The sequence below is a fragment of the uncultured Rothia sp. genome, assembly GCF_963544205.1.
Classification (GTDB): domain Bacteria; phylum Actinomycetota; class Actinomycetes; order Actinomycetales; family Micrococcaceae; genus Rothia.
The window spans coordinates 280,017-304,943 of sequence record NZ_CAUUDY010000001.1; the positions used below are offsets into that span (position 1 = coordinate 280,017).

A 24,927-nucleotide genomic window follows, 5' to 3' on the forward strand; every position below is an offset into this window, starting at 1 on the left:
CCCGGGTGAGGACCGAGCTGCCGCCCGTTCTGCCCGTACTCTAGACCGCCTTAACGTCCTGCAACTAGACAGCGATTTAGAGCGCGCTCGGGTAGAACACGCACAACATATCAAGACTATACAGGACGTCGAGTGCTTAATCCACCGCCAAAGCCTTAAAAATAGGGCTTTTTTTGCCTTAAACACATTTTAAATTCCATCTGTGTAATTCACCTGAGGTAGTTGCGCTCCCCCGCGACGCTTCACGGCGCATGAGCAACGTGACAGGGCTCAATATATACAGGGCGTTAAGCGCTCTGTGCTTCGTGTCCCTCGCGCTTTGCTCGAGCACGTTCCGCCTGCTCCCCATACAACCCCGGAGCAGGGTAGTAGATCTCAGCTAGTGCCAGAGCATGCGGAGGCGCCAGAGTCAGCGAAGCTTCGCGTCCCGGGTTCTCGATCCGCTCACGCAACCAGGCGGCGTCACGTTTACCCGTGCCGTAGAGCACCAACGCACCCACGAGTGAACGCACCATGTGATGACAGAAGGCATCAGCCACCACACGCACCTCAATAAGGCCACTTTCAGTACGAGTGAAGCTGAGTTCTCGTAGCTCACGAATCGTGGTTGCGCCTTCACGCGGCTTGCAGAAGGAGAGAAAATCACGCAGACCGAGTAGCCGCTGCGCTGACTGGTTAAGATCAGCACAATCCAGGTGCTCAGGTACCGCCCAGGTGTAGGTACGGTGCAGAGGGTTAAGACCGTCCGCCGCGCCATCTGCAATGCGATATACGTAGCGGCGACCGGTAGCCGAGAAACGCGCATCAAATTCAAAAGAAACTTCACTCACGCGGTGAATCTGAATAGCGCCCTGCAGAATACCGCGAACGTTCTTCGGCAAGTTCAACTGCTCTTCCGCATCGTAAAGACAACGCTGAAGAGCACCGGTGAGGCGGCGGCCCAGGGCAGCCGTCGGGTCGTCCTCCCCCGTTCGACCTTGCAGGCGAGTCCAATCCTCATCGTTCAAATCGCAATGCAGGGTCTGGGCTTCCGCATGCACACCGGCATCGGTTCGGCCCGCGACCACCACGCGGTGAGGCGCCCGCAAAATCAGTTCAAGGGCGTTCTCAATGACCCCCTGCACGGTAACCAGGTTCGGTTGGGCAGCCCACCCGCTAAAAAGAGAACCGTCGTAGGCACAATCAATTCGCACGCGGTGCGTAGCAGTGAAGGGCTGTTCTTCACGGTTCTCTAAAGCAGTAGCGTTATGCATTGGTGTGCCTTTCAGCGGTAAAGGACGGTTGAAGAATACGGATTGGCTCTTGTATTAGCGAATACGCAAAGAACCGTCTCCTTGTTAAGTATGCAGATACACCAATCCGCCGCCCACAGCAGTGGACGGCGGATTGACATATTTTAGGCTTAGCCTAAATCAGCTGGGATCCGTATTACTCGGAAACCTTCTGTGCTGCTGCGCCACCTGCGGGGGCGTAACCTGCAGCCTCTGCCGACTCAGCGGAGTCGAACCAGATTTCAGCCTTGGTGCTGGAGTACCAGCGGGAACCGGGCACGTGGTACTTCATGGAATCGGCGTTACCCTTAACCTCGAAGCCCTCGGGAGCCTCGCCGGACTCCAGGGGTGCGTGGGAACCTGCGGGCAGGCCCTCAGCTGCTTCAGCCTTGGGAGCCTCAGCTGCCTTCTCAGCAACCTTGGTTGCCTCAGCAACTGCACCCTTGGTTGCAACGGGCTCCATGACGAGCTCGATGACTGCCATGGGAGCGTTGTCACCCTTGCGGTTACCGATCTTGATGATGCGGGTGTAACCACCGGGGCGCTCTGCCATTGCGGGAGCAATGACGGTGAAGAGCTCGTGCACGACGGACTTGTCGGCAATCGAACGCAGCACGCGACGGCGAGCAGCCAGGTCGCCCTTCTTACCGAAGGTGATGAAGCGCTCAGCCACCGGACGCAGGCGCTTTGCCTTGGTCAGGGTGGTGGTGATGCGCTTGTGCTGGAACAGCTGCGCCGACAGGTTGTTGAGCATGTGGCGCTCGTGGGTCGGGGAACCGCCGAGGCGGGGACCCTTAGTGGGAGTAGGCATAGTTAAATCTCCATAGTTGCGTTCCCTAACGCCCCAGCAGCGGAGCCTCTTAGGGAATCAAGTTTGACTGATCCCGGTGGAACCGGGTGAACTATTCGGTCGAAATTATTCGCCGGAACCGTCTTCGTCATCAAGCGGGCGTGCAGCAGGCTCGAAACCGGGAGGGGAGTCCTTCAGAGCCAGGCCGAGCTCGATGAGCTTTGCCTTGACCTCGTCAATGGACTTAGCACCGAAGTTACGGATGTCCATCAGGTCAGCTTCACTGCGGGTCACGAGCTCACCCACGGTGTGGATGCCCTCGCGCTTGAGGCAGTTGTAGGAGCGGACGGACATGTTCAGGTCCTCGATCGGCAGTGCCAGATCAGCGGCCATGGACTCGTCGGCGGGCGACGGGCCAACTTCAATACCCTCAGCTGCAATGTTCAGCTCACGTGCCAGGCCGAAGAGCTCGACCAGGGTGCTGCCTGCAGAAGCAACGGCGTCACGCGGTGCGATGGCTTCCTTGGTTTCGACGTCCAGGGTCAGGCTGTCGAAGTCGGTGCGCTGCTCAACACGGGTCGCGTTCACGCTGAAGGTAACCTTCAGAACCGGGGAGTAGATGGAGTCAACCGGGATACGGCCAATCTCGCCATCGCCGACCTTGTTCTGAGCTGCAGTCACGTAGCCGCGACCGCGCTCGATAACCAGCTCAGCGTTGAAGTTTGCCGAGGCGTTCAGGGTTGCCAGGTGCAGTTCCGGGTTGTGGATCTCCACGCCAGCGGGAACCTCGATGTCGCCTGCGGTCAGTTCACCTTCGCCCTGCTTGCGCAGGTAGGCCACGACGGGCTCGTCGTTCTCAGAAGAGATGGAGAGCTTCTTGATGTTCAAGATGATCTCAGTGACGTCCTCGGTCACGCCGGGAACGGTGCTGAACTCGTGCAGCACACCATCAATGCGGACGCTAGTAACAGCGGCGCCGGGGATGGAGGACAGCAGAGTACGGCGGAGGGAGTTACCCATGGTGTAGCCGAAACCGGGCTCCAGAGGCTCGATGGTGAAGCGCGAGCGGTTGGGCGCTACGACCTCTTCAGTCAGAGTGGGGCGCTGTGCAATAAGCACTTTGTTTCCTTTCGGTGAGCTCCGCTATATGAGCCCACAGGTTGGGGAAAACATATCTTAGGAAGCAGACGGGTGTCTGTACTCTCCGGGCACAACTCCGTGGAGCGTACCCGTCGAGGGATTAGGTCAGGAACCTAATTAGACGCGGCGGCGCTTCGGGGGACGGCAACCGTTGTGTGCAACGGGGGTAACGTCCTGGATCGAACCGACCTCGAGGCCTGCAGCCTGCAGGGAGCGGATTGCGGTTTCGCGACCGGAACCGGGGCCCTTGACGAACACGTCAACCTTGCGGACGCCGTGCTCCTTGGCGCGGTTTGCAGCAGCCTCAGCAGCCAGCTGTGCGGCGTAGGGGGTGGACTTACGGGAGCCCTTGAAGCCCATGTCGCCAGCGGAGGACCAGGAGATCACTGCACCGGTGGGATCGGTGATGGAGACGATGGTGTTGTTGAAGGTCGACTTGATGTGAGCCTGACCAGCAACGATGTTCTTGCTAACCTTGCGGCGGTTGGTCTTACGAGCTGCCGCAGCGCGAGTCTTGGGAGGCATTTTTGATTCTCCTACAAAGGTTTACTTATACGTTGGTCGGATAGAGATATCCAACAGAGCAACGTGTCTTACTTCTTCTTACCTGCGACGGTACGCTTCGGGCCCTTACGGGTACGTGCGTTGGTCTTGGTGCGCTGACCGTGAACCGGCAGGCCGCGGCGGTGGCGCAGGCCCTGGTAGGAACCGATTTCAACCTTACGGCGGATGTCAGCTGCAACCTCGCGGCGAAGATCACCTTCAACCTTGTAGTTGCCTTCGATGAAGTCACGAAGTGCCACGAGCTCCTGGTCGGTCAGGTCCTTGACGCGGGTGTCAGGGTTGACGCCGGTAGCAGCGAGGGTTTCGTGTGCACGGGTCTTACCCACGCCGTAGATGTAAGTGAGAGCAACTTCCACGCGCTTTTCGCGGGGAATATCAACTCCAGCGAGACGTGCCATACTGGCTTCTCCTTGTTGTTTTCCAGAGGTCTATAGCATCACTGCCCGGGTTGTTCTGACCCGGTCCCCGGCCTCTGAGTCCGGAGGTATCCGAAGGCGCCTCGCGGGCGTTGCTTCGGAGCGGTGCCTATGACAATTCCGCCCTCTTACCGGGGCGACTATGAAGTCAGCTGCTAGGGATTAGCCCTGGCGCTGCTTGTGGCGCGGGTTTTCGCAGATCACCATGACCACACCGTGACGGCGGATCACCTTGCACTTATCGCAGATCGGCTTAACGCTCGGCTTGACCTTCATCGCATTCCTTTTGATTGCAACTTGATTACTGGCGAGATAAGAGGTTCCCTCACTTACGTTGGGGAACTGCGTTATCCCTTTGAACACGATTTAAACGCCGCCAGGGGCGACGTTTATCTCGGGTTTACTTGTAACGGTAGACGATACGACCTCGGGAAAGGTCGTAGGGGCTCAGTTCCACTACTACTCGGTCCTCAGGCAGGATGCGAATGTAGTGCTGACGCATCTTGCCCGAGATGTGTGCGAGAACCTTGTGGCCGTTATCCAGCTCAACACGGAACATCGCGTTGGGCAGAGCTTCAACCACAGAGCCTTCAATCTCGATGACGCCGTCTTTCTTAGCCATATCCTCCGCTAACGTCGGTGCCCGTCGCAGGTGCGGCGGGCAAATGTATCTTCTGTTTGTGAGCTCACCGCGGTGAGGTGCTGGGGCGTTTTAAGGCGCACTTAACACTGGCACAAACAACCAACTGTTAACTCTACGGCAAAGAGCAGGGAAAAACAACCGTGATATTTATGACATCAGGCACTTAAGGTTTAAAAGGAAGAAGCCCCTCCCCCACTTTTGAGAAAGCCTTAAGGACTTCCTCGCGTGGGAAAGGGGCACCGTTTATCGGTCAAAGCTCAGTTGCCTAGTCTTCCTTAGCGGCAAGCTGACCGCATGCACCGTCAATATCAGAACCGCGAGTATCACGAATAGTCGTCGGAATACCGTGAGCACGCAGACGCTCCACAAAGTTCTGTTCTACGCCCTTACGGGATGCAGTCCACTTTGATCCCGGAGTCGGGTTCAGCGGAATCGGATTCACGTGCACCCAGCCACGGCCACGCTGAGCCAGCTTCTTGCCCAGCAGGTCCGCACGCCACCCCTGATCGTTAATATCGCGAATCAGCGCATACTCAATGGAAACGCGGCGGCCAGTCGTACGGTAGTAGTCGTACGCAGCATCCAGAGTCTCGTCGACCTTCCAGCGCTGGTTAATCGGAATCAGCTCATCACGCAGCTCGTCGTCCGGAGCGTGCAGAGACAGCGCCAAAGTAATGGGCAGCTTTTCCAGCTCAAACTTGCGGATGCCCGGAACCAGACCCACCGTCGACATGGTCAGACCTCGAGCAGAAATACCCAGACCCTCCGGCGCCGGATCAATCAGGCGATGCACAGCACCCATAGTTGCCTTGTAGTTAGCGAGCGCCTCGCCCATACCCATGAACACAATGTTGGAAACACGCAGCGGACGAGTATCCTCAGAGCCGCCTTCTGCTTCTTCCAGACCCTTCATCTGCTTCAGGTAGCGGGCACCGGCTACAACCTGCTCCACAATTTCAGCGGTGGACAGGTTACGGGTCAAACCCTGCTGACCGGTCGCGCAGAAGGGGCAGTTCATGCCGCAGCCAGCCTGCGAAGAGATGCACATGGTCACGCGGTTGTCATAGCGCATAATGACGGACTCAATGAGCGCGCCATCAAAGAGGCGGTGTACAACCTTCAGGGTGTCGCCACCATCAGCTTCAAGAGTACGCACCGGAGTCAGAAGCTGCGGCATAGCCTGGGCAACCATCTGTTCACGGTCCTTAGCCGGCAGGTCAGTCATCTCAGCCGGGTCAGTGACCAGACGCTCAAAATAGTGCTTAGACAGCTGGGATGCACGGAACGACTGGTAGCCCAGTTCCTTCAGAAATTCGCGGCGGCCAGCCATGTCGAAGTCAGCGATGTGCTTGGGCGGCTTCGCGCGGCGCGGCGCCTTCAGCGCAATCTGCCCGGGGGCGGGGCGAACATTCGAGATTTCAACCGGCACCTTGGTCGCGGCGGGTGCGGCTGCCTCGCAGCTGTTGAGAGTTTCGCTCATAGAGCTTCTTCCTTGTGATATGGATGCTTTCGGGTGCGCTATCACGCACCGGACCGGATTCGCCGGTTTCTTACTGTAGAGGTAGATGCCCCTCCCCTACGCCTCGGAGTGGAATCTAGGCGGGGATGGGCACAGGAGTTACGCCAAAGCGAGCAAGTTCGCTTGCGCCGCCGTCTTCTGCGGTCAGGACCCAGATACCTTCGCTGTGCACGGCGACCGAGTGTTCCCACTGGCAGGCGTCGGAGCCGTCAACGGTCACAACTGTCCAGTCGTCGGAAAGCACCTTGGTCTCGATAGAACCGGTGACGAGCATCGGTTCAATGGCGAATGCCATGCCGGGCTTGATCTTCGGACCCATGTCGCGCACTGCGTAGTTCAGCACGTCCGGTGCCATGTGCATCTGCGAGCCGATGCCGTGGCCCACATAGTCCTCAATGATGCCGTACTTATCGCCGTATTCTTCGGTCACGTACGCCTCGATGGCAAGACCGATTTCGCCGACCTTCTTTGCGGTTGCCAGGGCAGCGATGCCGTGCCACATTGCCTCGCGAGTGACGGCGGAGAGCTCCGCGCGGGCTTCGCTCACGTTGTTACCAACCAGAACGGTGCGTGCCGAGTCGCCGTGCCACTGGCGGTTAGTGGCGGGGTCAATAACGTACGCGCCACCATCGATAGAGAGGATGTCGCCGTCCTTCAGAACGTAGTCACCGGGGATACCGTGAACAACTTCGTGGTTGACGGAGGTGCATACGGTTGCCGGGTAGTCGTAGTAGCCGTAGAAGTTGGAGGTACCGCCCAGTTCCAGCATGGTGCGTTCAAAGGCGGCATTCACCTCTGCGGTAGTTACGCCGGGGCGGGCTGCCGCTACGGCCGCGTCAAGTGCGCGGCTGGTGATAACACCTGCACGAGCCATCTGCTGAAGCTGTGCATTGGTTTTGATTTCGACTCGTGCCATTCTGGCTCCTTAGGTATAGGGGCGGTGCGCCCAAGCTTAGAACTCTACAGACAGCACTGTACCCCCGCAAGTCTTTGTGATGCATCATGCACCTCAAATTGCGGGGGTACAGCAGAAGATTACTTCAGAGCGTCGAGGATGCGCTCGGTGACTTCAGCAATCTCGCCGAGGCCGTTAACTTCCTTGACGATGCCGCGTTCGCGGTAGATTGCGATCAGCGGTGCGGTCTCTTCTTCGTAAACCTTCAGGCGGTGACGGATGACCTCTTCGTTGTCATCGGTACGACCCTGCTCTGCTGCGCGGTTGAGCAGACGCTCGACGAGTTCGTCGTTGTCTGCAACCAGCAGGAGAACGCGGTCAATCTTCTCGCCCTTGGCTTCGAGGATGGAGTCCAGCTCGTGCACCTGGGAGGTGTTGCGGGGGTAGCCGTCGAGCAGGAAGCCGTTGACGACGTCGCCCTCCTCCAGGCGTGCGCGCACCATGTTGTTGGTGACGGAGTCGGGAACCAGGTTGCCGGAGTCGATGTACGACTTCGCTTCCTTGCCCAGCTCGGTCTCTTCCTTGATGTTCTTGCGGAAGATATCACCGGTGGAAATCGCGGGAATCTTCAGCGCTTCAGCGATCTTGACGGCCTGGGTGCCCTTACCTGCACCGGGAGGGCCGACGATGAGCAGACGGTTCATCGGAGCAATCCTTCGTAGTTTCGTTGTTGGAGCTGAGCGTTGATCTGCTTGAGAGTATCAAGACCAACACCCACCACAATCAGCAGCGAGGCGCCGCCGAACGGGAAATTCTGGTTTGCGTTGAATAGGATAAGCGCTACCAGGGGAATCATGGAAATTACACCCAGGTAAAGTGCGCCAGGCAACGTAATTCGGTTGAGTACGTAGCTGAGGTAACGCTCGGTCGGCTTACCGGCACGAATACCGGGGATGAAGCCACCGTACTTCTTCATATTGTCCGCTACTTCCACCGGGTCGAAGGTGACCGCCACGTAGAAGTACGCGAAGCCAATAATCATGAAGAAGTAGAGGACGATGTACAGCGGGTGATCGCCGCGCACCAGGTATGCGTTAATCCAGTTGACCCAGTCCGGCGGGGTGGAGCCGTCGGTGGGGGTGTTGAACTGGGCAATCAGGCCGGGCAGGGTCAGCAGGGAGGACGCGAAGATCAGCGGGATCACACCGGCCATGTTGACCTTCAGCGGGATGTAGGTGCTGGTGCCGCCAATGGTGCGTCGACCAATCATGCGCTTTGCGTACTGCACAGGAATACGGCGAACGGACTGTTCCACGTAGACCACGGCGAGCATGACCAGCAGGCCAATACCGCAGACAGCCGCGAAGATACCCCAACCGTGAGTGCGCTGGATGGAGCCCAGAGCGCTCGGGAAGGAGGACGCAATGGAGGTGAAGATCAGCAGGGACATGCCGTTGCCGACGCCACGCTCGGTAATCTGCTCGCCCATCCACATGATGACGGTGGTACCCGCACACAGGGTGACGATAATCAGCAGGATGTGCAGTACGTCGTCCTGGGGGATGATGCCCGGGCAGTTACCCAGCAGAACGCCAGAGCGTGCCATCGAGACGATGGTGGTTGCATTCAGCAGAGCGAGGGCAATGGTCAAGTATCGGGTGTACTGGGTGAGCTTTGCCTGGCCCTGTGCGCCTTCGTCGTGCAGCTCCTGGAAGCGCGGGATAACCACGCGCAGCAGCTGGATGATAATAGACGCGGTAATGTACGGCATCACGCCGAGGGCAAAGATTGACAGCTGCAGCAGTGCTCCACCGCTGAAGAGGTTCACAATATCGTAAACGCCGCCGCTTGTAACGTTAGCGTTCAGACACTGCTGTACATTTCCGTAGGAAACACCCGGCGCGGGGATAAAGGTACCCAGGCGGTACAGCACAATCATTGCCAGGGTAAACAGCAGCTTATGCCGCAAATCGGCAGTCTTAAAGACTCGCCCCACTGCGCTCAGCACATGTCCTCCTGTAAATCTATGGGGCGCCCATCTCTCTCAAAGAGTTTTAGGGCGCAGTAAACACATCTTCCAGTCTATCGTGTTTAGAGTGGGTAGCGATAACTCCCTAGCAGATTATGTAGCTTTTATATTCTCTTAGCGTGATTTTTGAACACAAAATGTGGCGTACACCAAGCGTTCAAATATGCGAATACAGGAATATAGTCCTGTTGTGAATCTTTTCAAGCAGCAAAAAGCCCCCGTCCATACTGCGTATGGACGGGGGCTTTCTCGTCTTGAAGACTACTTAACGGTTACAGAACCGCCAGCGGCCTCGATCTTCTCGATAGCGGAAGCCGATGCCTTGTCGACAACAACGTTCACCTTGACGGAGATTTCGCCGTTGCCCAGAACCTTCACGAGCTCGTTCTTACGAACGGCACCCTTAGCAACCAGTGCCTCGACGGTGACGTCGCCACCGTTGGGGAACAGTTCCTGGATGCGGTCCAGGTTAACAACCTGGTACTCGGTGCGGAAGGGGTTCTTGAAGCCGCGCAGCTTCGGCAGGCGCATGTGCAGCGGCAGCTGGCCGCCTTCGAAGCCTGCACGAACCTGGTAACGTGCCTTGGTACCCTTGGTACCGCGACCTGCGGTCTTACCCTTGGAGCCTTCACCGCGGCCAACGCGGGTCTTTGCCTTGTGGGCACCCGGTGCCGGGCGCAGATCGTGAATCTTGATAGCTTCTGCCATCTTTACTTGACCTCCTCAACCTTCACCAGGTGAGCAACGGTGTTAACCATGCCAACGGTGACGGGGTCAGCAGTGCGGACTACCTTGTTGCCGGGGCGCTTGAGGCCCAGGGAACGCAGGGTGTCGCGCATGTTCTGCTTCTGACCAACATAGGACTTGACCTGGGTGATTTCCAGCTTTGCGTCGCTGGGCTGAATACGCTTGGCCATTATTACGCACCTGCCTTTTCAGACTTGGTGTTGCGCAGGTAGCTGGGGATAACCTCATCGGTGGGCAGGCCACGGCGGGCTGCCACTGCCAGGGGCTCCTCAAGCTCCTTGAGTGCTGCAACAGTTGCGTGAACGATGTTGATCTGGTTGGAGGAACCGAGCGACTTGGACAGCACGTCGTGAATGCCTGCGCACTCGAGTACTGCACGCACGGGGCCACCTGCGATAACACCGGTACCAGCGGTTGCCGGACGGAGCATCACAACGCCTGCAGCTGCCTCACCCTGCACACGGTGCGGGATGGTGCGACCCTCGATGCGGGGAACGCGGAAGAAGTTCTTCTTTGCTTCCTCGACACCCTTGGAGATTGCTGCGGGAACTTCCTTAGCCTTACCGTAGCCAACGCCGACCAGGCCGTTACCGTCACCAACGACGACCAGTGCGGTGAAGCTGAAGCGACGACCACCCTTGACGACCTTGGAAACGCGGTTGATGGTCACAACGCGCTCGATGTACTTGTCCTTCTCCTCCTCGCGAGCGCGGTTGTTACGGCGCTCACCACGGCCACGACGCTCGCCGCGGTTGTTGCGGCGCTCCTCGCGCTGGTTGGAGGTCTCAGCGGTTTCAGCTACTACTGCTTCGCTCACCTGAGTTTCCTTTACGTTCTGCTCGCTCATTAGAGTGCAAGACCTCCCTCGCGTGCACCGTCAGCAACGGCTGCAACACGGCCGTGGTACTTGTTACCACCGCGGTCGAACACGACTGCCTCAACGCCAGCTGCCTTGGCGCGCTCTGCAACGAGCTCACCAACGCGCTTTGCCTTAGCGGTCTTGTCCAGGTCAGCTGCACGCAGCTCTGCTTCCATGGTGGAAGCGGATGCCAGGGTTACGCCCTTGACATCGTCGATAACCTGAACGAACATGTGACGGGTCGAACGGGTGACGCACAGGCGCGGACGCGCAGCGGTACCCGAAACGTACTTGCGGATGCGAGCGTGACGACGTGCACGCTGCGCTGCCTTCGACTTGATAGCCATGTTTACTTACCAGCCTTTCCGACCTTGCGGCGGATGTGCTCACCTGCGTAGCGAACACCCTTGCCCTTGTAGGGATCGGGCTTACGCAGACCACGAATGTTTGCTGCAACCTGACCAACGAGCTGCTTGTCGATACCCGACACGGTCAGCTTGTTAGCACCCTCCACTGCGAAGGTAATACCCTCGGGAGCGGTGATGTTGATCGGGTGGGAGTAGCCCAGAGCGAACTCCAGGTCGTTACCCTTCGGGGTCACACGGTAACCGGTACCAACGATTTCCAGCTTCTTCTCGTAGCCGGAGGTAACGCCGATAATCAGGTTCTGAATCAGGGTACGAGTCAGACCGTGCAGCGAGCGAGACAGGCGCTCGTCGTTCGGGCGAGATACAACGATCTCGTTTTCGTTCAGAGCCACGGTGATGGGGGAAGCTACCTTGTGGGAGAGCTCGCCCTTGGGGCCCTTAACGGTGACCAGGTTGCCATCGACCTTAACCTCAACGCCGGCGGGAACCGAGATGGGGAGACGTCCAATACGTGACATTATTCTCTTCCTTTCTCTTCTAACCGACTACCAGATGTAAGCGATGACTTCGCCGCCCACGCCCTTCTTCGCAGCCTGCTTGTCAGTGAGCAGACCCGAAGAGGTGGACAGGATTGCGATGCCGAGGCCACCCAGAACCTGGGGCAGGTTGGTGGACTTTGCGTAGGTACGCAGGCCCGGCTTGGAAATACGACGCACGCCAGCGATGGAACGCTCGCGGGACGGACCGTACTTGAGGACGAGGGTCAGGGTCTTGCCGACCTTTGCATCCTCAACCTTCACGTCGGCGATGTAGCCCTCAGCCTTCAGGATCTCAGCAATGCGAGACTTCAGCTTGGAGTAGGGCATGGATACGGTGTCGTGGTATGCGGAGTTTGCGTTACGCAAACGGGTCAGCATATCTGCGACCGGATCAGTCATAGTCATTGTGGGCTTTTGCCCTTCCTCGTTGTGGTTTCCCTACCCCGCGGTAACGGGGTCTGGACCTGCAACGTAGTCGTTAGTTGGTCTTGAACGGGAAGCCCAGTGCCTTCAGGATGGCACGGCCTTCATCGTCGGTCTTGGCGCTGGTCACCACGGTGATGTCCATACCACGCACGCGGTCGATCGAATCCTGATCGATTTCGTGGAACATGGACTGCTCGGTCAGACCGAAGGTGTAGTTACCGTTACCGTCGAACTGGCGGTCCGAGAGGCCGCGGAAGTCGCGGATTCGGGGCAGTGCCAGGGTGACGAGGCGGTCCAGGAATTCCCACATACGGTCGCCACGCAGGGTGACGTGTGCACCAATGGGCATACCTTCGCGCAGCTTGAACTGTGCGATGGACTTCTTAGCGCGGGTAACAATCGGCTTCTGACCGGTGATTGCGGTGAGATCGCGGATTGCGCCATCCATGAGCTTTGCGTCGCGAGCTGCCTCGCCAACACCCATGTTTACGACGACCTTAACGATCTTCGGGGTCTGCATGACGTTCTCGTACTTGAACTCTTCCTGCAGAGCGGGAACGACGACCTCAGCGTACTTGGTCTTGAAGCGGGGGGTGATCTTGGTTTCGGTCATTAGATGTCCTTACCCGAACGCTTAGCAACGCGCACGCGAACGGTGCGCTCCTTGCCGTCACGCTCTACAGTCTCGAGGCGGAAACCAACACGGGTCGGCTTCTTGGTCTCGGGGTCAACAATCGCAACGTTAGAAACGTGGATCGGTGCCTCAACCTTCTGAATGCCGCCTGTTGCGCCGGTCAGGGGGTTAGCCTTGGTGTGCTTGGTGACGACCTTAACGCCCTCAACAATCACGCGGTTTTCCTTGGGGAGAACCTTCAGAACCTTGCCCTGCTTGCCCTTATCTGCACCGGAAATAACCTGAACCAGGTCGCCGGACTTGATCTTAGCCATGAATTAGAGCACCTCCGGAGCCAGCGAAACGATCTTCATGAACTTCTTGTCGCGAAGCTCACGACCCACGGGGCCGAAGATACGGGTACCACGGGGATCACCATCAGTGTTCTTCAGGATCACTGCGGAGTTCTCGTCGAACTTGATGTAGGAGCCGTCGGGACGACGGGTTTCCTTCTTGGTGCGGACGACGACTGCCTTGACAACGTCACCCTTCTTTACGGTACCGCCGGGGATTGCATCCTTGACGGTTGCGACAATGATGTCGCCGATGCCTGCGTAGCGACGCGAGGAACCACCGAGAACACGGATGGTCAGGATTTCCTTCGCACCAGTGTTGTCGGCGACCTTCAGTCGCGACTCCTGCTGAATCATATTTCTCCTGTCGTCTCGCCGGTTCCGACTCGCTTTAGGCGCGAGCCAGCCTTGCGGAACATTTTTACGGGATTGGTTGACGCCCCGGGCCCCAGCTCTAGGGAAGGGGTTAGCGGAAACGCCTGGGGCAAACCCATGCCAGAAGCATTTGGACCCGCGTGAAGCGGGCGTATCCACCCGTAAGTAGCGGCATTATGCACTGGCACGAGAAGCCCGTGGTTGCGCGGCTATTTGGATACAGCCACACAGTCTTAACACTGTACAGGAAGCAGGTATCTAGCGCAAGAGCTTATTAACTATGATTTCGGTCTCCCCTACCCTATCCCCCGAGATAGCTATGCATTGGAGATAAAAAACCTCATATCCCACATCACTATCGAACGAGAAGGTCTCTTATTTGACACTTAAAGCAGGAGGCCCCTTCGTGTAGTTCCTGACGCATAAGAAACTGAAGGGGCCTCGAGAAATCTACCAAACAATGTGTCAAACAAGGATGGTAGATATTTGTATTTTACTACGTTTTAATATGCCTCCACGACAGACTTGCCGCGGGGCTGGCGAGAGATCATGGCGGTTCCGCTCCTTACGCAAACGTGCATACGACGCTAGAGCACAGCAGACACGACGTTGGCGACTCAGCCGCTCTTCACACAGCAACTAGGGCATATATACTTTCGCGATACCGTCACGAACGATAGGGCGAGGCGGTTCTCCCGGCCGAACTTCTTCTGCCGCCTCGTAGTATTTGCCAGAGTTCGCATCCAGCACGTAGGGAACCTCAACTGCAGGGTAGTCTCCTGCTTTATCGATAACAATGACACTCCCGTCCTTCAACAGGACCTGGTGATTAATGCGGGTGGGAGCCACCTGCACGGTGTCAATAATGGCTCGATTGAGCGTATTGATGACAGTAATAGTTCCGCCACCAGCAACTGCCGCCTCCCCCTTGCCACCAAAATCAGCAACATAAAGCAGGTGACGTTCTGCATCGAGCAAGATATCGGTGGGCATTTTTCCGAAAGGAAGATAATCGAGGCGTTCGCCTTCAAGACTCAGAACGTATAGACCGCCGTTCTTACCCTCGCGCCCTTGTGCAGAGACATATAGTTCACCGCGCGACGAGTCAATCTCCACGCCGTGTACACCGACTGGAGCATTGACATCTTCCCCTCCAATTACGGGTAGCCTGCGCACGAGCTCCCAGGTATTCATATCCACAACCCAGATTTCATCTCGCATAATATTCGGGATGTACAGGAGGCTACGGGTTTCATCCGCTACGGGTCCTAGCAGCATGGCGGGACTTTCCCCTTGAAGGGCGCTAACCTTACGCTCCCCTTCTGCGTTGGGCGCAGAAATCACCTGGTAGCCACCCATGCCGGTAACGAGCACGGCACCGTTGGGTGCGACGTATAGCTCGCGCGGAGTCAGCACCTCTACTCCTAGAGTGAGAGAATCCCATACGAGCGATAGATCTTTTTGGGAGTATGCGGTGACGGAGTTTGTACGCGTTCCTCCGGTCCAGAGAAGCCCCCGTTCGTTGTCTGCGGCTAGGCCGTAGGCAGCTTGAATCTGGAAGAGGCTTGCTAGTTCGGGGTTATTTTCCGGGATAGCGGGCAGAACAGCTGTCTTCTCAATCTGCAGGGTATCTGCGTTTATGCGAGCAATTGTGGCACAGAGAGTGCCGTGGGTCTTTGTATGGTTATAGCTTCCGCTTACAAAAAGAACGTTCTCTTCAGAGTTGTATGCCACTTGATACTGACCAGCGAGTCCCGCAGAACGAGCCACGGCAAAACGCTTATTATCGAGCGTATTTTTCTGTCCTTCTCCTGCAACAGAGGGAACCATGAGTATCTCCAGAGTTGTGTAGTTTGGAGGCTAGCTCGCCTATATTTTGCGGGCTTAGCATCCGAGGCTTTTGCTGTATATCTTACGCTTTGCCCACCACTTTGAGGCTTTTCTAGCACAGCCCATACGCTGTACCGTTCGTTATCGAGACGTCCTATATTGGCACCATGTGCCACTCTCCCCCATGCTCTGAACGGGGCAAATTTACCCGACAAAAGCTATAACATTCTACGTATAGTTAGCATGAAAGATATCTATCTAGAGATACTGGCACCTTACAGAATCAGTAGACCTATTATGAGTCGGCTAGAGCTATAGATTTCGTAATATTTCGTCACTTCTGACCCCTCTCAAAACAGCAGTCTGAAAAAATCTGCTTAAAAATTTAGAAATTAAGGGTTGTTTTTTCAAAAATCAAGTTTTTTGGTAAAAAACGCGCTTCAAGGTGCGAAAATCAGCGAGATGTACCATAATAGAAGAGACGCATGCGTCAAACAAGAGGTTCGGTCCTTATCGGACAGATTTCTTGGGTCCCTTTTTCCTCGCTAATCCGTTTGTCTAGGGACCGAACCTCGCTTTGACACTAAACCCGCACTTCGGTGCGGGTTTTCTTTGTATCTGAGGTTGTATCTGAGCCGCTAAAATCAATATTCCGTTTTCTTAGACTGTTAACTCGTCAAATAGGGACTGGCGAGCGCAGTAGAAGAGTGCTTCTCCTCTGTCATCACTTACCTGGTCTTGTCCTTGCCCCTCCCTAAACGCGGGCATATATACGCTGAAAGGGGCGGTACCCATCAAGTCGATGGGTACCGCCCCTTTCAGCGATATATCGGTAGTTTCCGAGGCTAATCAGGTTCTTGTATTTCTAGTAGATCCCGGTCCGCCCCTTCGCCTCTACCGAGCAGTGGTATCGTGGGTTGCCACAGCCTATGGGCTATGCCTTGCGGCGACGTGCTACCAGCACAGTTGCACCGATAACCAGGGCAAGAACACCAATTCCGGCAGCAACGACAACACCCGAAGCACCGGTGTTAGCCAGCGAAGACTTCGAGGAGTTCGAAGAGCTGGAGGCGTTGGAAGAAGTACCGTTCTGCGAGGAAGAGCCGGTGGTCTTCGGTGCGCTGTTGGGTACGTTGTTGTCCTTCTTCTGCGCCTCAGACTTCAAAGAATCCGCGGGAGCCTTGTTCTGGTCCTTCGCAGGGTTCTCGTCCTGCTTCTTTACCTGGTCCTTAGAGTCTGCCGGTGCGGAAGGCTCCGGGACAGAGGGGTTAGAAGGAGAGGTCTTGGCATCGTTATTCTGCTGCTGGTTGCTGGTCGTAAAGGTGTATTCAACGGCCACGCCACCACGTGCGTTATCGTTCTCAGCCAGGGATCCGGAGAGCAGGTAAATAGCTACCTTATCGCCGTTCTGCAGCTCTTCCTTCAGGTTAGAGTTTGCGACGGTCGGACGGTCGATAGTCGCGGTGAAGTTACCGTTCTCATCGGCCTTAATGTATGCCCACACTCCCGAGCTGTTAGCTTCTGCGCCCTCCAGCTTAGGCTCTTCCTTAGCAGAGATAGCACCCTTGTTCAGCTTGACGGCGATGACGGAGCCCTTGCCGTCCTTAGTCTTGAAGCCTTCACCACGGAAGGTCAGCTTCTGGCCGTCCCAAGTCTTGGGGAAGTAGACCTTAGCGCCGTCCTTGTACTCGTGTACAACTTCGTTGGATTCTGCGCTTTCGGAGGGTGCCGGGGTGCTGGGTTCGGGCTTAGCAGACTCGCTCGGAGCCGGGGTAGTCGGCTCGGGCTTAGCAGACTCGCTCGGAGCCGGAGTAGTCGGCTCGGGCTTAGCAGACTCGCTCGGAGCCGGAGTGGGCTCGTCGCTATCAGGCAGGCTCAGCTTAGTTCCGGCGGGGTAAGTGGTAGTCACGCCAGAAGGAGTAGCAGCGACCTGGGTGGTTTCTGCCGGTGCGCAGGTCTCAGCGGTGTCTGCCTTCTTCTCTGCAACAGTTGCGGAGAGCGCTTCGCCACCGCGAGGAGTGTCACCTTCAACGACGGAGCCGGAGAGCAGGAAGACCGATACCTTATCGCCGCTCTTCAGATTTTCCGTCAGGTTGGAGTTCTCGGTGGTCGGGTACGGCAGTTCAGCGGTGAAGTTACCGTTTTCATCTGCCTGGATGTACGCCCAAACACCTGCGCTGTTGCCCTCAACGCCGTTGAACTTCGGCTCTTCCTTCGCGGAGATACGACCCTTGTTCAGCTTAACGGCGAGCACGGAGCCCTTCGAACCGTCCTGAGTCTTGAAACCTTCACCGCGCAGTTTCAGGGTTTCACCGGTGGTCCAGTCCTTCACTGCGTAGAGCTTAGCGCCGTCGGCGTAGGTCTTCACCAGCTCTTCAGAAGCAGTCTGCGCTGCCGGCTTTGCGGCAGTTTCAACGGTGGTGTTGATCTTCACCATGACGCCGGGGGTAATCGGGGAATCTGCGTTGTCCTTGCCCTTAGGCTCGGTGCTAGAGGTGCGGTATTCACCGGTGGTCTTATCGATGGTGTAGTCGGTTTCGATAGCGGAAGCGCCTTCGACGCTACGTGCTACAGCGTATGCGCTGCCATCTGCGGTCACCAGAACGTCATTTGCGCCGCTAGTTGCGCCGGTGGACACCTGAGAAACAACGGTTCCAGTTCGTGCGTCAACAACGCCGACGTTACCGGTACCGTAATCGGTCACGTACAGCAGGTCACGAGCTTCATCAGAGGTGATGGCAAGAGCCTGGGGACCGAAAGGAATAGTCTTCTTGTATGCGCCGGTTTCCAGGTCGTAGACGGTAATACCGGAGTTAGTACCCTTACGGTCGCCCTGGGAGCTAACGTAGATTTCTTTCAGAGACTTGTCGATAGTGACGTCAGAGGCGTTCAGGTCGGCTTCAGCATTGTCCTTGTGCAGCTGAATGGTCTTCTCGACCTCGTAGCTCTTGGTGTCAATCACCTTCACGGTGCCGGCACTCAGGGAGGGCACGTAGAGCTTACCATCGGCAGAGTCTACGTGCATGTTCATTGCGATGTCCGATTCGCCCTTGGCATCGGTGAACTCGATCTTCTTGACCAGAGCGTGACGAGTGGTGTCGAAGACGCTAATGCCGCCGGAGCCAGATACAAATACCTTGCCGCTGGAAGGATCGATACGTACCTCACGCGGGTGGTCAACGTCGCCTTCTGCGCTGCTCCAGATAATCTTGTTGGTCGCGGGATCGAAGACAGATACCTTGTTAACGCGGGTCTGGGTAACCCATACGTATCCGGTTGCCTCGTCGTAGGCGATACCGTAGGGAGATTCGATCTGCTTACCGGTCGGTGCGGTAGCGCCACGTGCGGTGAAGTCGGTGGTCGGGAACTGGTAGACAGTGGCAAGGCTCGGGTTAGATGCAACGTTCCAGGTGCCGACACCACCGGTCAGTACCGGCGGGCGGCCGGAGGAGAAGGAAGTGTAGAGGGAGGAGGTTGCCGCAGAGTATGCCAGCTGGTACTGGCCGGGCAGGCCCTGGTACTGGGTAGCGCTCACTGCGATGTGGCGGCATTCCTCAGCAGAGGTCTGGGAGTTTCCTCCGGGGACAGAAGCGGAGACGTTTGCCGCAAAAGTAGCGGGAACCGCAGCGAAAGAACCTGCGACAACGGAAAGTGCGCCAGCAATGGCGAGCAGCTTACGTGAGGGCTTGGGTGAAGAAGTCATGCTGATCCTCGATGATGTGTAGTGGTACTTCTCCAAAGGTCGTGCAACCTCCGGAAGATGCATAGCTAAGCCCCTAATGATTAGGCAAGGCTAGACTAAGCAACTATAAAGTTGATAATAAGTGCCTCACTAGGTTATTTTCAAGCAGCTTTTATCAGCGTCCACGCTTCTCACGATTCTTTTAGTCACCGTCGCAATCCTCCAAAAGCCCCGTAGACACGCTCCACAAGGGGATTTCTTCCTCCAGCTCAAGCTACGTGGCTCTTTGATAGCGTTGTCCGGCAAAAGTGACCACTTTTCTATGTGACGTCTTCAAAAGTTTTATGACAAATATTTATCCAGTCTTTTATTACCTCCGCTGTCGGTTCTAGGCTTCACAGAATAGCCCGCTTCTGTCTCCCCTACAGAGGTTAAAACAAAGAGCCCCTATCCTACCTAGGTAGGATAGGGGCTCTTTTACTGCTCTAGCAGAGAGTCCTTAGAGGGCTTACTTAGCCTTCTCCAGGATCTCCACGATACGCCAGCGCTTGGAAGCGGACAGCGGACGGGTCTCTGCAATCAGAACGAGGTCACCAATACCAGCAGTGTTCTGCTCGTCGTGTGCCTTGATCTTGGAGCTACGGCGAACGACCTTGCCGTACAGTGCGTGCTTCACGTGGTCCTCGACCTCGACGACAACGGTCTTGTCCATCTTGTCGGAGACAACGTAGCCGCGGCGGGTCTTGCGGTAGCCGCGCTCTTCGTTCTTTACTTCACTCACTTGGACTCACCTTCAGTTGCGGGACGAATACCGAGCTCGCGCTCACGCAGCACGGTGTAGATACGTGCGATGTCGCGCTTGATAGTGCGGCGACGACCTGCGTTAGCCTGACCGGTGACTTCCTGGAAGCGGATGTTGAAGAGTTCCTTCTTCGCTTCGCTCAGCTTTGCAGCCAGCTCTTCGTTGGAGAGCTCTGCGAGCTTATCGATGCTCAGGTCCTTGGATCCTACTGCCATCTCGCTTATTCACCACCTTCGCGGCGACGCACAACACGTGCCTTCATCGGGAGCTTGTGGATTGCCAGGCGCATTGCCTCGCGAGCCACTTCTTCGGACACACCGGAGAGTTCAAACATGACTCGACCCGGCTTGACATTTGCGACCCACCACTCGGGCGAACCCTTACCGGAACCCATACGGGTTTCAGCGGGCTTCTTGGTCAGCGGACGGTCGGGATAAATGTTAATCCAGACCTTACCGCCACGCTTGATGTGACGGGTCATTGCGATACGTGCAGCCTCAATCTGGCGGTTGGTCACGTATGCGGGCGACAGGGCCTGAATGCCCCACTCACCGAAGCTAACCTCGGTGCCGCCCTTTGCGAGACCATTACGCTTGGGGTGGTGCTGCTTGCGGTACTTTACTCGACGGGGAATAAGCATTTATGCCTCACCGTTCTCTGCAGTCTTGGCCTCGACCTTTGCCGAAGCGTTCTCGTTGCGGCGCTCGCGACGAGGACCACGGTTGCCCTGGCGGCGGCGGTCACCATCGCGGCGGTTGCCACGGCGGTTGTTTGCTGCCTGCTGAGCTGCCAGCTCCTTGTCGGTCAGGTCGCCCTTGTAGATCCAGACCTTCACGCCGATGCGACCGAAGGTGGTCTTAGCCTCGAAGAAGCCGTAGTCGATGTTCGCACGCAGGGTGTGCAGGGGCACACGACCTTCGCGGTAGAACTCGGAACGGGACATTTCAGCGCCACCCAGACGGCCGGAGCACTGGATACGAATACCCTTTGCGCCTGCACGCTGCGCGGACTGGATTGCCTTCTTCATGGCACGGCGGAATGCAACACGCGATGCGAGCTGCTCTGCGATGCTCTGTGCAACCAGCTGAGCGGAGAGGTCGGGGTTAGCAACCTCAAGGATGTTCAGCTGAATCTGCTTGCCGGTGAGCTTCTCGAGCTCGCCGCGGATGCGGTCTGCTTCTGCGCCACGGCGGCCAATCACGATACCGGGACGAGCGGTGTGGATGTCCACACGCACGCGGTCACGGGTACGCTCAATCTCGACCTTTGCAACGCCTGCGCGATCCAGGTTCTTTGCCAGCAGCTCGCGGATCTTTACGTCCTCGCGGACGAAGTCAGCGTAACGCTCGCCGGGCTTGTTGGAATCAGCGAACCACTTGGAGACGTGGTCAGTGGTGATGCCCAGTCGGAAACCGTTCGGGTGAATTTTCTGACCCATTTAGCGGTCCTCCTCCTTCTCCGGGGTAGCAACTACCACGGTGATGTGGCTGGTGCGCTTGTTGATTCGGTATGCACGACCCTGAGCGCGGGGCTGAATGCGCTTCATGGTCGGGCCTTCGTTCACGAATGCTTCGCTGATGAACAGCTCTTCCTCGCGGAAGGGCAGACCCTGCTGGGTTGCCTTCTGACGAGCGTTAGCTACTGCCGAAGCAACGATCTTGTATACCGGTTCCGAAGCTGCCTGGGGGGCGAACTTCAGAATCGCCAGAGCCTCTTCCGCCTGCTTACCACGGATCAGGTTGACGACACGGCGGGCCTTCATAGGCGTAACGCGAACGAAACGCGCTGATGCCTTGGCTTCCATTGCCTATCTCTCTTTCGTCTATTGCCGAAAGGGAAACGTTAGCTTATCGGTGTGAACCGATTAGCGACGCTTGCCCTTACGGTCGTCCTTCACATGGCTGCGGAAAGTGCGGGTCGGAGCAAACTCGCCGAGCTTGTGACCAACCATCGACTCGGTGATGAACACCGGCACGTGCTTGCGACCGTCGTACACTGCGATGGTGTGACCGAGCATGTCGGGGATAATCATCGAGCGACGCGACCAAGTCTTGATTACGTTCTTGGTGCCCTTCTCGTTCTGAGCTGCAACCTTCAGGTAGAGGTGCTGATCAACGAAAGGGCCCTTCTTCAAACTACGAGGCATGTGTCAGGCTCCTTAGCGCTTCTTGCCAGTACGACGGCGACGAACGATGAGCTTGTCGCTTTCCTTGTTGGGACGACGGGTACGACCCTCGGGCTTACCGTTGGGGTTAACCGGGTGACGACCACCGGAGGTCTTACCTTCACCACCACCGTGCGGGTGGTCAACCGGGTTCATGACCACACCACGGACGGTCGGGCGGATGCCCTTCCAGCGGTTACGGCCAGCCTTACCCCAGTTGATGTTGGACTGCTCGGCGTTGCCGACCTCACCAACGGTTGCGCGGCAGCGAACATCCACGTTGCGGATTTCGCCGGAGGGCAGACGGAGCTGACCGTACTTGCCTTCCTTAGCAACCAGCTGTACAGAAGCACCTGCGGAGCGAGCCAGCTTTGCGCCGCCACCGGGACGGAGCTCGACACAGTGAATCACGGTACCAACGGGGATGTTGCGCAGGGGCAGGTTGTTACCGGGCTTGATGTCAGCTGCGGGACCGGACTCGACGATGTCGCCCTGAGCGAGCTTGTTCGGAGCGATGATGTAGCGCTTGGAACCATCGAAGTAGTGCAGCAGTGCGATGCGAGCGGTACGGTTGGGATCGTACTCGATGTGTGCAACGCGTGCGTTCACGCCGTCCTTGTCGTGACGACGGAAGTCGATCAGACGGTACTGGCGCTTGTGGCCGCCACCCTTGTGACGGGTGGTGATGCGACCGGTGTTGTTACGGCCGCCGGTCTTGTGAAGCGGACGAAGCAGGGACTTTTCCGGGGTGGAGCGGGTGATCTCGGAGAAATCAGCAACGCTCGAACCGCGGCGACCCGGGGTCGTCGGCTTGTACTTACGAATACCCATTTAGATATTTCTTCCTTCGTTAAAGTGGTCTCCGCGGGGCTTATGCCTGCGGACCGCCGAAGATGTCGATGGTGCCTTCCTTGAGGGTCACAATCGCACGCTTGGTGTTCTTGCGAGCGCCCCAACCGAAACGGGTGCGCTTGCGCTTGCCCTGACGGTTGATGGTGTTGACGGAAGCAACCTTGACGTCAAAGATCTTCTCGATGGCCTGCTTGATTTCCAGCTTGTTGGAATCGGTAGCGACCTCGAAGGTGTACTTACCTTCGTCGAGCTGACCGTAGCTCTTCTCGGAAACGACGGGAGCGATGATCACGTCGTATACAGACTTGGTGGAAACGCTCATTACTTAGCGCCCTCCTTCTTCTGAGCTGCAGCAACGAATGCGTCGAATGCTGCCTTGGTGAAGACCACGTCGTCCGAAACCAGCACATCGTAGGTGTTGAGCTGGTCTGCGTACAGAACGTGGACGTTCTCCAGGTTACGTGCGGACAGAGCCACAACGTCCTCTGCACGAGCAATCACAAGAAGGATGTTCTTGCGCTCGGTGATAGCTGCGAATGCAGCCTTTGCAGCCTTGGTCGAGGGGGTTTCACCGGAGATGAAGTTCTCGACAACGTGGACGCGGTCGTGACGAGCGCGATCGGAGAGAGCACCGCGCAGTGCAGCGGCGATCATCTTCTTGGGGGTGCGCTGTGCGTAGTTACGCGGGGTCGGACCGTGAACAACGCCACCGCCGGTCATGTGCGGTGCACGGATGGAGCCCTGACGTGCGTTACCGGTACCCTTCTGCTTGAAGGGCTTACGGCCTGCACCGGAAACCTCGCCGCGGTTCTTGGTCTTGTGGGTGCCCTGGCGTGCAGCAGCGAGCTGTGCAACGACAACCTGGTGCAGCAGGGGCACGGATGCCTGCGCGTCGAAAATCTCTGCGGGCAGGTCTACCTTAAGGGTCTTAACAGCCATGATGTATTAGGCTCCCTTCACAGCGGTACGAACCAGAACAACGCCGCCCTTGGGACCGGGGATTGCGCCCTTGATCAGCAGGACATTGTTCTCTGCGTCCACACCCTGGATAGTCAGGTTCAAGGTAGTGTGACGTGCTGCGCCCATACGGCCAGCCATGCGCATACCCTTGAACACGCGTGCGGGGTAGGATGCGCCACCGATGGAACCGGGCTTACGGTGGTTCTTGTGCTGACCGTGAGATGCGCCAACACCCTTGAAGCCGTGACGCTTCATAACACCTGCGAAGCCCTTACCCTTGGTCTTACCAACGACGTCGACCTTCTGGCCTGCTTCGAAGAGCTCAACGGTCAGTTCCTGACCGAGGGAATACTCAGAAGCATCTGCGGTACGCAGCTCGACGATGTGGCGACGGGGGGTAACACCGGCCTTCTCGAAGTGACCAGCCAGGGGCTTGGTAACCTTGCGAGAGTCGATTGCACCGAAACCAATCTGAATGGCTTCGTAGCCATCAGTTTCCTGGTTACGGATCTGGGTAACAACGTTAGAATCAGCCTTGACGACGGTGACGGGCACGAACTTGCCGTCCTCGTCCCAGACCTGGGTCATGCCGAGCTTGGTGCCCAGCAGGCCCTTCACCTGGCGCTCGAATTTGTTAGTCATTTAGATGCGATCCTCTACAGCTTGATCTCGATGTTCACGTCTGCCGGCAGGTCAAGACGCATGAGGGCATCAACAGCCTTAGGGGTCGGATCAACAACGTCGATCAGACGCTTGTGCGTACGCATCTCGAAGTGCTCGCGGCTGTCCTTGTACTTGTGGGGAGAACGAATAACACAGTAGACGTTCTTCTCGGTCGGCAGCGGCACGGGGCCAACTACAGTTGCGCCTGCGCCCTTGACCGTTTCGACGATTTTCCGTGCCGAAGAATCGATGACCTCGTGGTCATAGGACTTCAGACGGATGCGGATTTTCTGTCCCGCCATCTGTCGGACTCTCTTTCTTGATGTATTCCCTGTATCGGAGCTTTTGCCCCTTTGTTATAGCGCTTAAGGAACGCGATATATTCATCACGTGCGCCACTCAGAACGGACTGAATCCGGCTTTGCCG

The 24,927-nt window shown here is 57.1% G+C and carries 33 protein-coding genes; all 33 read right to left on the reverse strand.

What is annotated here, in order from left to right:
- Positions 1-287: 287 nt before the first annotated feature.
- The gene (gene truA / locus RWZ58_RS01100; RefSeq protein ID WP_314656864.1) at positions 288-1,253 is read right to left on the reverse strand and encodes a tRNA pseudouridine(38-40) synthase TruA; all 966 of its coding nucleotides are present in this window, start codon (positions 1,251-1,253) and stop codon (positions 288-290) included.
- A gap of 175 nt (positions 1,254-1,428) precedes the next feature.
- Entirely contained in the window at positions 1,429-2,082 is a 654-nt protein-coding gene (rplQ, locus tag RWZ58_RS01105; protein ID WP_298700072.1) for a 50S ribosomal protein L17, read from the reverse strand.
- 105 nt (positions 2,083-2,187) lie between these two features.
- A complete protein-coding gene (locus tag RWZ58_RS01110) occupies positions 2,188-3,180 on the reverse strand; it encodes a DNA-directed RNA polymerase subunit alpha (protein WP_005505031.1) in 993 nt (330 codons plus the stop codon).
- A gap of 138 nt (positions 3,181-3,318) precedes the next feature.
- Positions 3,319-3,726: a 30S ribosomal protein S11 gene (rpsK, locus tag RWZ58_RS01115; RefSeq protein WP_005505028.1), complete on the reverse strand. Its 408-nt coding sequence runs from the start codon at positions 3,724-3,726 to the stop codon at positions 3,319-3,321.
- Between the two features lie 68 nt (positions 3,727-3,794).
- Positions 3,795-4,163 carry a 30S ribosomal protein S13 gene (gene rpsM, locus RWZ58_RS01120; protein ID WP_005505026.1) on the reverse strand — a complete coding sequence of 123 codons (369 nt, stop codon included), beginning with the start codon at positions 4,161-4,163 and terminating at the stop codon, positions 3,795-3,797.
- Between the two features lie 180 nt (positions 4,164-4,343).
- On the reverse strand, positions 4,344-4,457 hold the full coding sequence (gene rpmJ / locus RWZ58_RS01125; RefSeq protein ID WP_004005257.1) for a 50S ribosomal protein L36: 114 nt from the start codon (positions 4,455-4,457) through the stop codon (positions 4,344-4,346).
- A gap of 124 nt (positions 4,458-4,581) precedes the next feature.
- Positions 4,582-4,803: a translation initiation factor IF-1 gene (infA, locus tag RWZ58_RS01130; protein WP_005505018.1), complete on the reverse strand. Its 222-nt coding sequence runs from the start codon at positions 4,801-4,803 to the stop codon at positions 4,582-4,584.
- Positions 4,804-5,089: 286 nt separating this feature from the next.
- The gene (rlmN, locus tag RWZ58_RS01135; protein ID WP_314656868.1) at positions 5,090-6,304 is read right to left on the reverse strand and encodes a 23S rRNA (adenine(2503)-C(2))-methyltransferase RlmN; all 1,215 of its coding nucleotides are present in this window, start codon (positions 6,302-6,304) and stop codon (positions 5,090-5,092) included.
- A 115-nt stretch (positions 6,305-6,419) separates the two neighbouring features.
- Positions 6,420-7,259: a type I methionyl aminopeptidase gene (map, locus tag RWZ58_RS01140; protein WP_314656870.1), complete on the reverse strand. Its 840-nt coding sequence runs from the start codon at positions 7,257-7,259 to the stop codon at positions 6,420-6,422.
- A gap of 119 nt (positions 7,260-7,378) precedes the next feature.
- Entirely contained in the window at positions 7,379-7,942 is a 564-nt protein-coding gene (locus RWZ58_RS01145; RefSeq protein ID WP_049327567.1) for an adenylate kinase, read from the reverse strand.
- Complete coding sequence (gene secY, locus RWZ58_RS01150) at positions 7,939-9,246, reverse strand: preprotein translocase subunit SecY (protein ID WP_314656872.1); 1,308 nt, start codon at positions 9,244-9,246, stop codon at positions 7,939-7,941. The genes RWZ58_RS01145 and secY overlap by 4 nt, the downstream gene beginning before the upstream one ends.
- A 282-nt stretch (positions 9,247-9,528) precedes the next feature.
- Entirely contained in the window at positions 9,529-9,975 is a 447-nt protein-coding gene (gene rplO / locus RWZ58_RS01155; protein ID WP_005505008.1) for a 50S ribosomal protein L15, read from the reverse strand.
- A gap of 2 nt (positions 9,976-9,977) precedes the next feature.
- Positions 9,978-10,184, reverse strand: coding sequence for a 50S ribosomal protein L30 (gene rpmD, locus RWZ58_RS01160; RefSeq protein ID WP_004005265.1), 207 nt, complete (start codon positions 10,182-10,184; stop codon positions 9,978-9,980).
- 2 nt (positions 10,185-10,186) lie between these two features.
- Entirely contained in the window at positions 10,187-10,831 is a 645-nt protein-coding gene (gene rpsE / locus RWZ58_RS01165) for a 30S ribosomal protein S5 (protein ID WP_171840195.1), read from the reverse strand.
- A gap of 29 nt (positions 10,832-10,860) precedes the next feature.
- Positions 10,861-11,220, reverse strand: coding sequence for a 50S ribosomal protein L18 (gene rplR / locus RWZ58_RS01170; protein ID WP_005505006.1), 360 nt, complete (start codon positions 11,218-11,220; stop codon positions 10,861-10,863).
- A 2-nt stretch (positions 11,221-11,222) separates the two neighbouring features.
- A complete protein-coding gene (gene rplF, locus RWZ58_RS01175; protein ID WP_005505004.1) occupies positions 11,223-11,759 on the reverse strand; it encodes a 50S ribosomal protein L6 in 537 nt (178 codons plus the stop codon).
- Positions 11,760-11,786: 27 nt separating this feature from the next.
- Positions 11,787-12,185: a 30S ribosomal protein S8 gene (gene rpsH, locus RWZ58_RS01180; protein ID WP_049331925.1), complete on the reverse strand. Its 399-nt coding sequence runs from the start codon at positions 12,183-12,185 to the stop codon at positions 11,787-11,789.
- A 73-nt stretch (positions 12,186-12,258) separates the two neighbouring features.
- Positions 12,259-12,819, reverse strand: a complete 561-nt coding sequence (gene rplE, locus RWZ58_RS01185; protein WP_070819400.1) for a 50S ribosomal protein L5 — start codon at positions 12,817-12,819, stop codon at positions 12,259-12,261.
- Positions 12,819-13,154: a 50S ribosomal protein L24 gene (gene rplX / locus RWZ58_RS01190; protein WP_314656873.1), complete on the reverse strand. Its 336-nt coding sequence runs from the start codon at positions 13,152-13,154 to the stop codon at positions 12,819-12,821. The genes rplE and rplX overlap by 1 nt, the downstream gene beginning before the upstream one ends.
- A gap of 3 nt (positions 13,155-13,157) precedes the next feature.
- The gene (gene rplN / locus RWZ58_RS01195; protein ID WP_005504986.1) at positions 13,158-13,529 is read right to left on the reverse strand and encodes a 50S ribosomal protein L14; all 372 of its coding nucleotides are present in this window, start codon (positions 13,527-13,529) and stop codon (positions 13,158-13,160) included.
- 657 nt (positions 13,530-14,186) lie between these two features.
- Entirely contained in the window at positions 14,187-15,377 is a 1,191-nt protein-coding gene (locus RWZ58_RS01200; RefSeq protein ID WP_314656876.1) for a hypothetical protein, read from the reverse strand.
- Positions 15,378-16,311: 934 nt separating this feature from the next.
- On the reverse strand, positions 16,312-19,080 hold the full coding sequence (locus RWZ58_RS01205; RefSeq protein ID WP_314656877.1) for an LPXTG cell wall anchor domain-containing protein: 2,769 nt from the start codon (positions 19,078-19,080) through the stop codon (positions 16,312-16,314).
- A gap of 487 nt (positions 19,081-19,567) precedes the next feature.
- A complete protein-coding gene (rpsQ, locus tag RWZ58_RS01210; RefSeq protein ID WP_060824425.1) occupies positions 19,568-19,840 on the reverse strand; it encodes a 30S ribosomal protein S17 in 273 nt (90 codons plus the stop codon).
- The gene (rpmC, locus tag RWZ58_RS01215) at positions 19,837-20,076 is read right to left on the reverse strand and encodes a 50S ribosomal protein L29 (protein ID WP_005504969.1); all 240 of its coding nucleotides are present in this window, start codon (positions 20,074-20,076) and stop codon (positions 19,837-19,839) included. The genes rpsQ and rpmC overlap by 4 nt, the downstream gene beginning before the upstream one ends.
- Before the next feature lie 5 nt (positions 20,077-20,081).
- Positions 20,082-20,501 (reverse strand): 50S ribosomal protein L16, encoded by a 420-nt coding sequence (rplP, locus tag RWZ58_RS01220; RefSeq protein WP_044150210.1) that lies wholly within the window; start codon positions 20,499-20,501, stop codon positions 20,082-20,084.
- Entirely contained in the window at positions 20,502-21,299 is a 798-nt protein-coding gene (gene rpsC, locus RWZ58_RS01225) for a 30S ribosomal protein S3 (RefSeq protein ID WP_049331911.1), read from the reverse strand. It abuts the gene before it with no gap.
- Positions 21,300-21,665 (reverse strand): 50S ribosomal protein L22, encoded by a 366-nt coding sequence (gene rplV, locus RWZ58_RS01230; RefSeq protein ID WP_005504964.1) that lies wholly within the window; start codon positions 21,663-21,665, stop codon positions 21,300-21,302. It abuts the gene before it with no gap.
- A gap of 60 nt (positions 21,666-21,725) precedes the next feature.
- Complete coding sequence (gene rpsS, locus RWZ58_RS01235; protein WP_004005282.1) at positions 21,726-22,007, reverse strand: 30S ribosomal protein S19; 282 nt, start codon at positions 22,005-22,007, stop codon at positions 21,726-21,728.
- A 12-nt stretch (positions 22,008-22,019) separates the two neighbouring features.
- On the reverse strand, positions 22,020-22,856 hold the full coding sequence (rplB, locus tag RWZ58_RS01240; protein ID WP_005504961.1) for a 50S ribosomal protein L2: 837 nt from the start codon (positions 22,854-22,856) through the stop codon (positions 22,020-22,022).
- A 40-nt stretch (positions 22,857-22,896) separates the two neighbouring features.
- On the reverse strand, positions 22,897-23,199 hold the full coding sequence (gene rplW / locus RWZ58_RS01245; RefSeq protein WP_005504959.1) for a 50S ribosomal protein L23: 303 nt from the start codon (positions 23,197-23,199) through the stop codon (positions 22,897-22,899).
- Positions 23,199-23,816, reverse strand: a complete 618-nt coding sequence (rplD, locus tag RWZ58_RS01250; RefSeq protein ID WP_005504957.1) for a 50S ribosomal protein L4 — start codon at positions 23,814-23,816, stop codon at positions 23,199-23,201. Before rplD ends, rplW begins: the two co-directional genes overlap by 1 nt.
- 6 nt (positions 23,817-23,822) lie before the next feature.
- Complete coding sequence (rplC, locus tag RWZ58_RS01255) at positions 23,823-24,479, reverse strand: 50S ribosomal protein L3 (RefSeq protein WP_294628513.1); 657 nt, start codon at positions 24,477-24,479, stop codon at positions 23,823-23,825.
- A gap of 14 nt (positions 24,480-24,493) precedes the next feature.
- Complete coding sequence (gene rpsJ / locus RWZ58_RS01260) at positions 24,494-24,802, reverse strand: 30S ribosomal protein S10 (protein WP_004005287.1); 309 nt, start codon at positions 24,800-24,802, stop codon at positions 24,494-24,496.
- Between the last annotated feature and the right edge of the window lie 125 nt (positions 24,803-24,927).

What these genes read in the sequence shown, in the direction of transcription:
- truA (WP_314656864.1), bottom strand. Translation starts at nt 1,253, where the DNA reads ATGCATAACGCTACTGCTTTAGAGAACCGTGAAGAACAGCCCTTCACT.
- rplQ (WP_298700072.1), bottom strand. Translation starts at nt 2,082, where the DNA reads ATGCCTACTCCCACTAAGGGTCCCCGCCTCGGCGGTTCCCCGACCCAC.
- rpsK (WP_005505028.1), bottom strand. Translation starts at nt 3,726, where the DNA reads ATGCCTCCCAAGACTCGCGCTGCGGCAGCTCGTAAGACCAACCGCCGC.
- rpsM (WP_005505026.1), bottom strand. Translation starts at nt 4,163, where the DNA reads ATGGCACGTCTCGCTGGAGTTGATATTCCCCGCGAAAAGCGCGTGGAA.
- rpmJ (WP_004005257.1), bottom strand. Translation starts at nt 4,457, where the DNA reads ATGAAGGTCAAGCCGAGCGTTAAGCCGATCTGCGATAAGTGCAAGGTG.
- infA (WP_005505018.1), bottom strand. Translation starts at nt 4,803, where the DNA reads ATGGCTAAGAAAGACGGCGTCATCGAGATTGAAGGCTCTGTGGTTGAA.
- rlmN (WP_314656868.1), bottom strand. Translation starts at nt 6,304, where the DNA reads ATGAGCGAAACTCTCAACAGCTGCGAGGCAGCCGCACCCGCCGCGACC.
- map (WP_314656870.1), bottom strand. Translation starts at nt 7,259, where the DNA reads ATGGCACGAGTCGAAATCAAAACCAATGCACAGCTTCAGCAGATGGCT.
- RWZ58_RS01145 (WP_049327567.1), bottom strand. Translation starts at nt 7,942, where the DNA reads ATGAACCGTCTGCTCATCGTCGGCCCTCCCGGTGCAGGTAAGGGCACC.
- rplO (WP_005505008.1), bottom strand. Translation starts at nt 9,975, where the DNA reads ATGGCAGAAGCTATCAAGATTCACGATCTGCGCCCGGCACCGGGTGCC.
- rpmD (WP_004005265.1), bottom strand. Translation starts at nt 10,184, where the DNA reads ATGGCCAAGCGTATTCAGCCCAGCGACGCAAAGCTGGAAATCACCCAG.
- rplR (WP_005505006.1), bottom strand. Translation starts at nt 11,220, where the DNA reads ATGGCTATCAAGTCGAAGGCAGCGCAGCGTGCACGTCGTCACGCTCGC.
- rplF (WP_005505004.1), bottom strand. Translation starts at nt 11,759, where the DNA reads ATGTCACGTATTGGACGTCTCCCCATCTCGGTTCCCGCCGGCGTTGAG.
- rpsH (WP_049331925.1), bottom strand. Translation starts at nt 12,185, where the DNA reads ATGACTATGACTGATCCGGTCGCAGATATGCTGACCCGTTTGCGTAAC.
- rplE (WP_070819400.1), bottom strand. Translation starts at nt 12,819, where the DNA reads ATGACCGAAACCAAGATCACCCCCCGCTTCAAGACCAAGTACGCTGAG.
- rplX (WP_314656873.1), bottom strand. Translation starts at nt 13,154, where the DNA reads ATGGCTAAGATCAAGTCCGGCGACCTGGTTCAGGTTATTTCCGGTGCA.
- rplN (WP_005504986.1), bottom strand. Translation starts at nt 13,529, where the DNA reads ATGATTCAGCAGGAGTCGCGACTGAAGGTCGCCGACAACACTGGTGCG.
- RWZ58_RS01200 (WP_314656876.1), bottom strand. Translation starts at nt 15,377, where the DNA reads ATGGTTCCCTCTGTTGCAGGAGAAGGACAGAAAAATACGCTCGATAAT.
- RWZ58_RS01205 (WP_314656877.1), bottom strand. Translation starts at nt 19,080, where the DNA reads ATGACTTCTTCACCCAAGCCCTCACGTAAGCTGCTCGCCATTGCTGGC.
- rpmC (WP_005504969.1), bottom strand. Translation starts at nt 20,076, where the DNA reads ATGGCAGTAGGATCCAAGGACCTGAGCATCGATAAGCTCGCAGAGCTC.
- rplP (WP_044150210.1), bottom strand. Translation starts at nt 20,501, where the DNA reads ATGCTTATTCCCCGTCGAGTAAAGTACCGCAAGCAGCACCACCCCAAG.
- rpsC (WP_049331911.1), bottom strand. Translation starts at nt 21,299, where the DNA reads ATGGGTCAGAAAATTCACCCGAACGGTTTCCGACTGGGCATCACCACT.
- rplV (WP_005504964.1), bottom strand. Translation starts at nt 21,665, where the DNA reads ATGGAAGCCAAGGCATCAGCGCGTTTCGTTCGCGTTACGCCTATGAAG.
- rpsS (WP_004005282.1), bottom strand. Translation starts at nt 22,007, where the DNA reads ATGCCTCGTAGTTTGAAGAAGGGCCCTTTCGTTGATCAGCACCTCTAC.
- rplB (WP_005504961.1), bottom strand. Translation starts at nt 22,856, where the DNA reads ATGGGTATTCGTAAGTACAAGCCGACGACCCCGGGTCGCCGCGGTTCG.
- rplW (WP_005504959.1), bottom strand. Translation starts at nt 23,199, where the DNA reads ATGAGCGTTTCCACCAAGTCTGTATACGACGTGATCATCGCTCCCGTC.
- rplD (WP_005504957.1), bottom strand. Translation starts at nt 23,816, where the DNA reads ATGGCTGTTAAGACCCTTAAGGTAGACCTGCCCGCAGAGATTTTCGAC.
- rplC (WP_294628513.1), bottom strand. Translation starts at nt 24,479, where the DNA reads ATGACTAACAAATTCGAGCGCCAGGTGAAGGGCCTGCTGGGCACCAAG.
- rpsJ (WP_004005287.1), bottom strand. Translation starts at nt 24,802, where the DNA reads ATGGCGGGACAGAAAATCCGCATCCGTCTGAAGTCCTATGACCACGAG.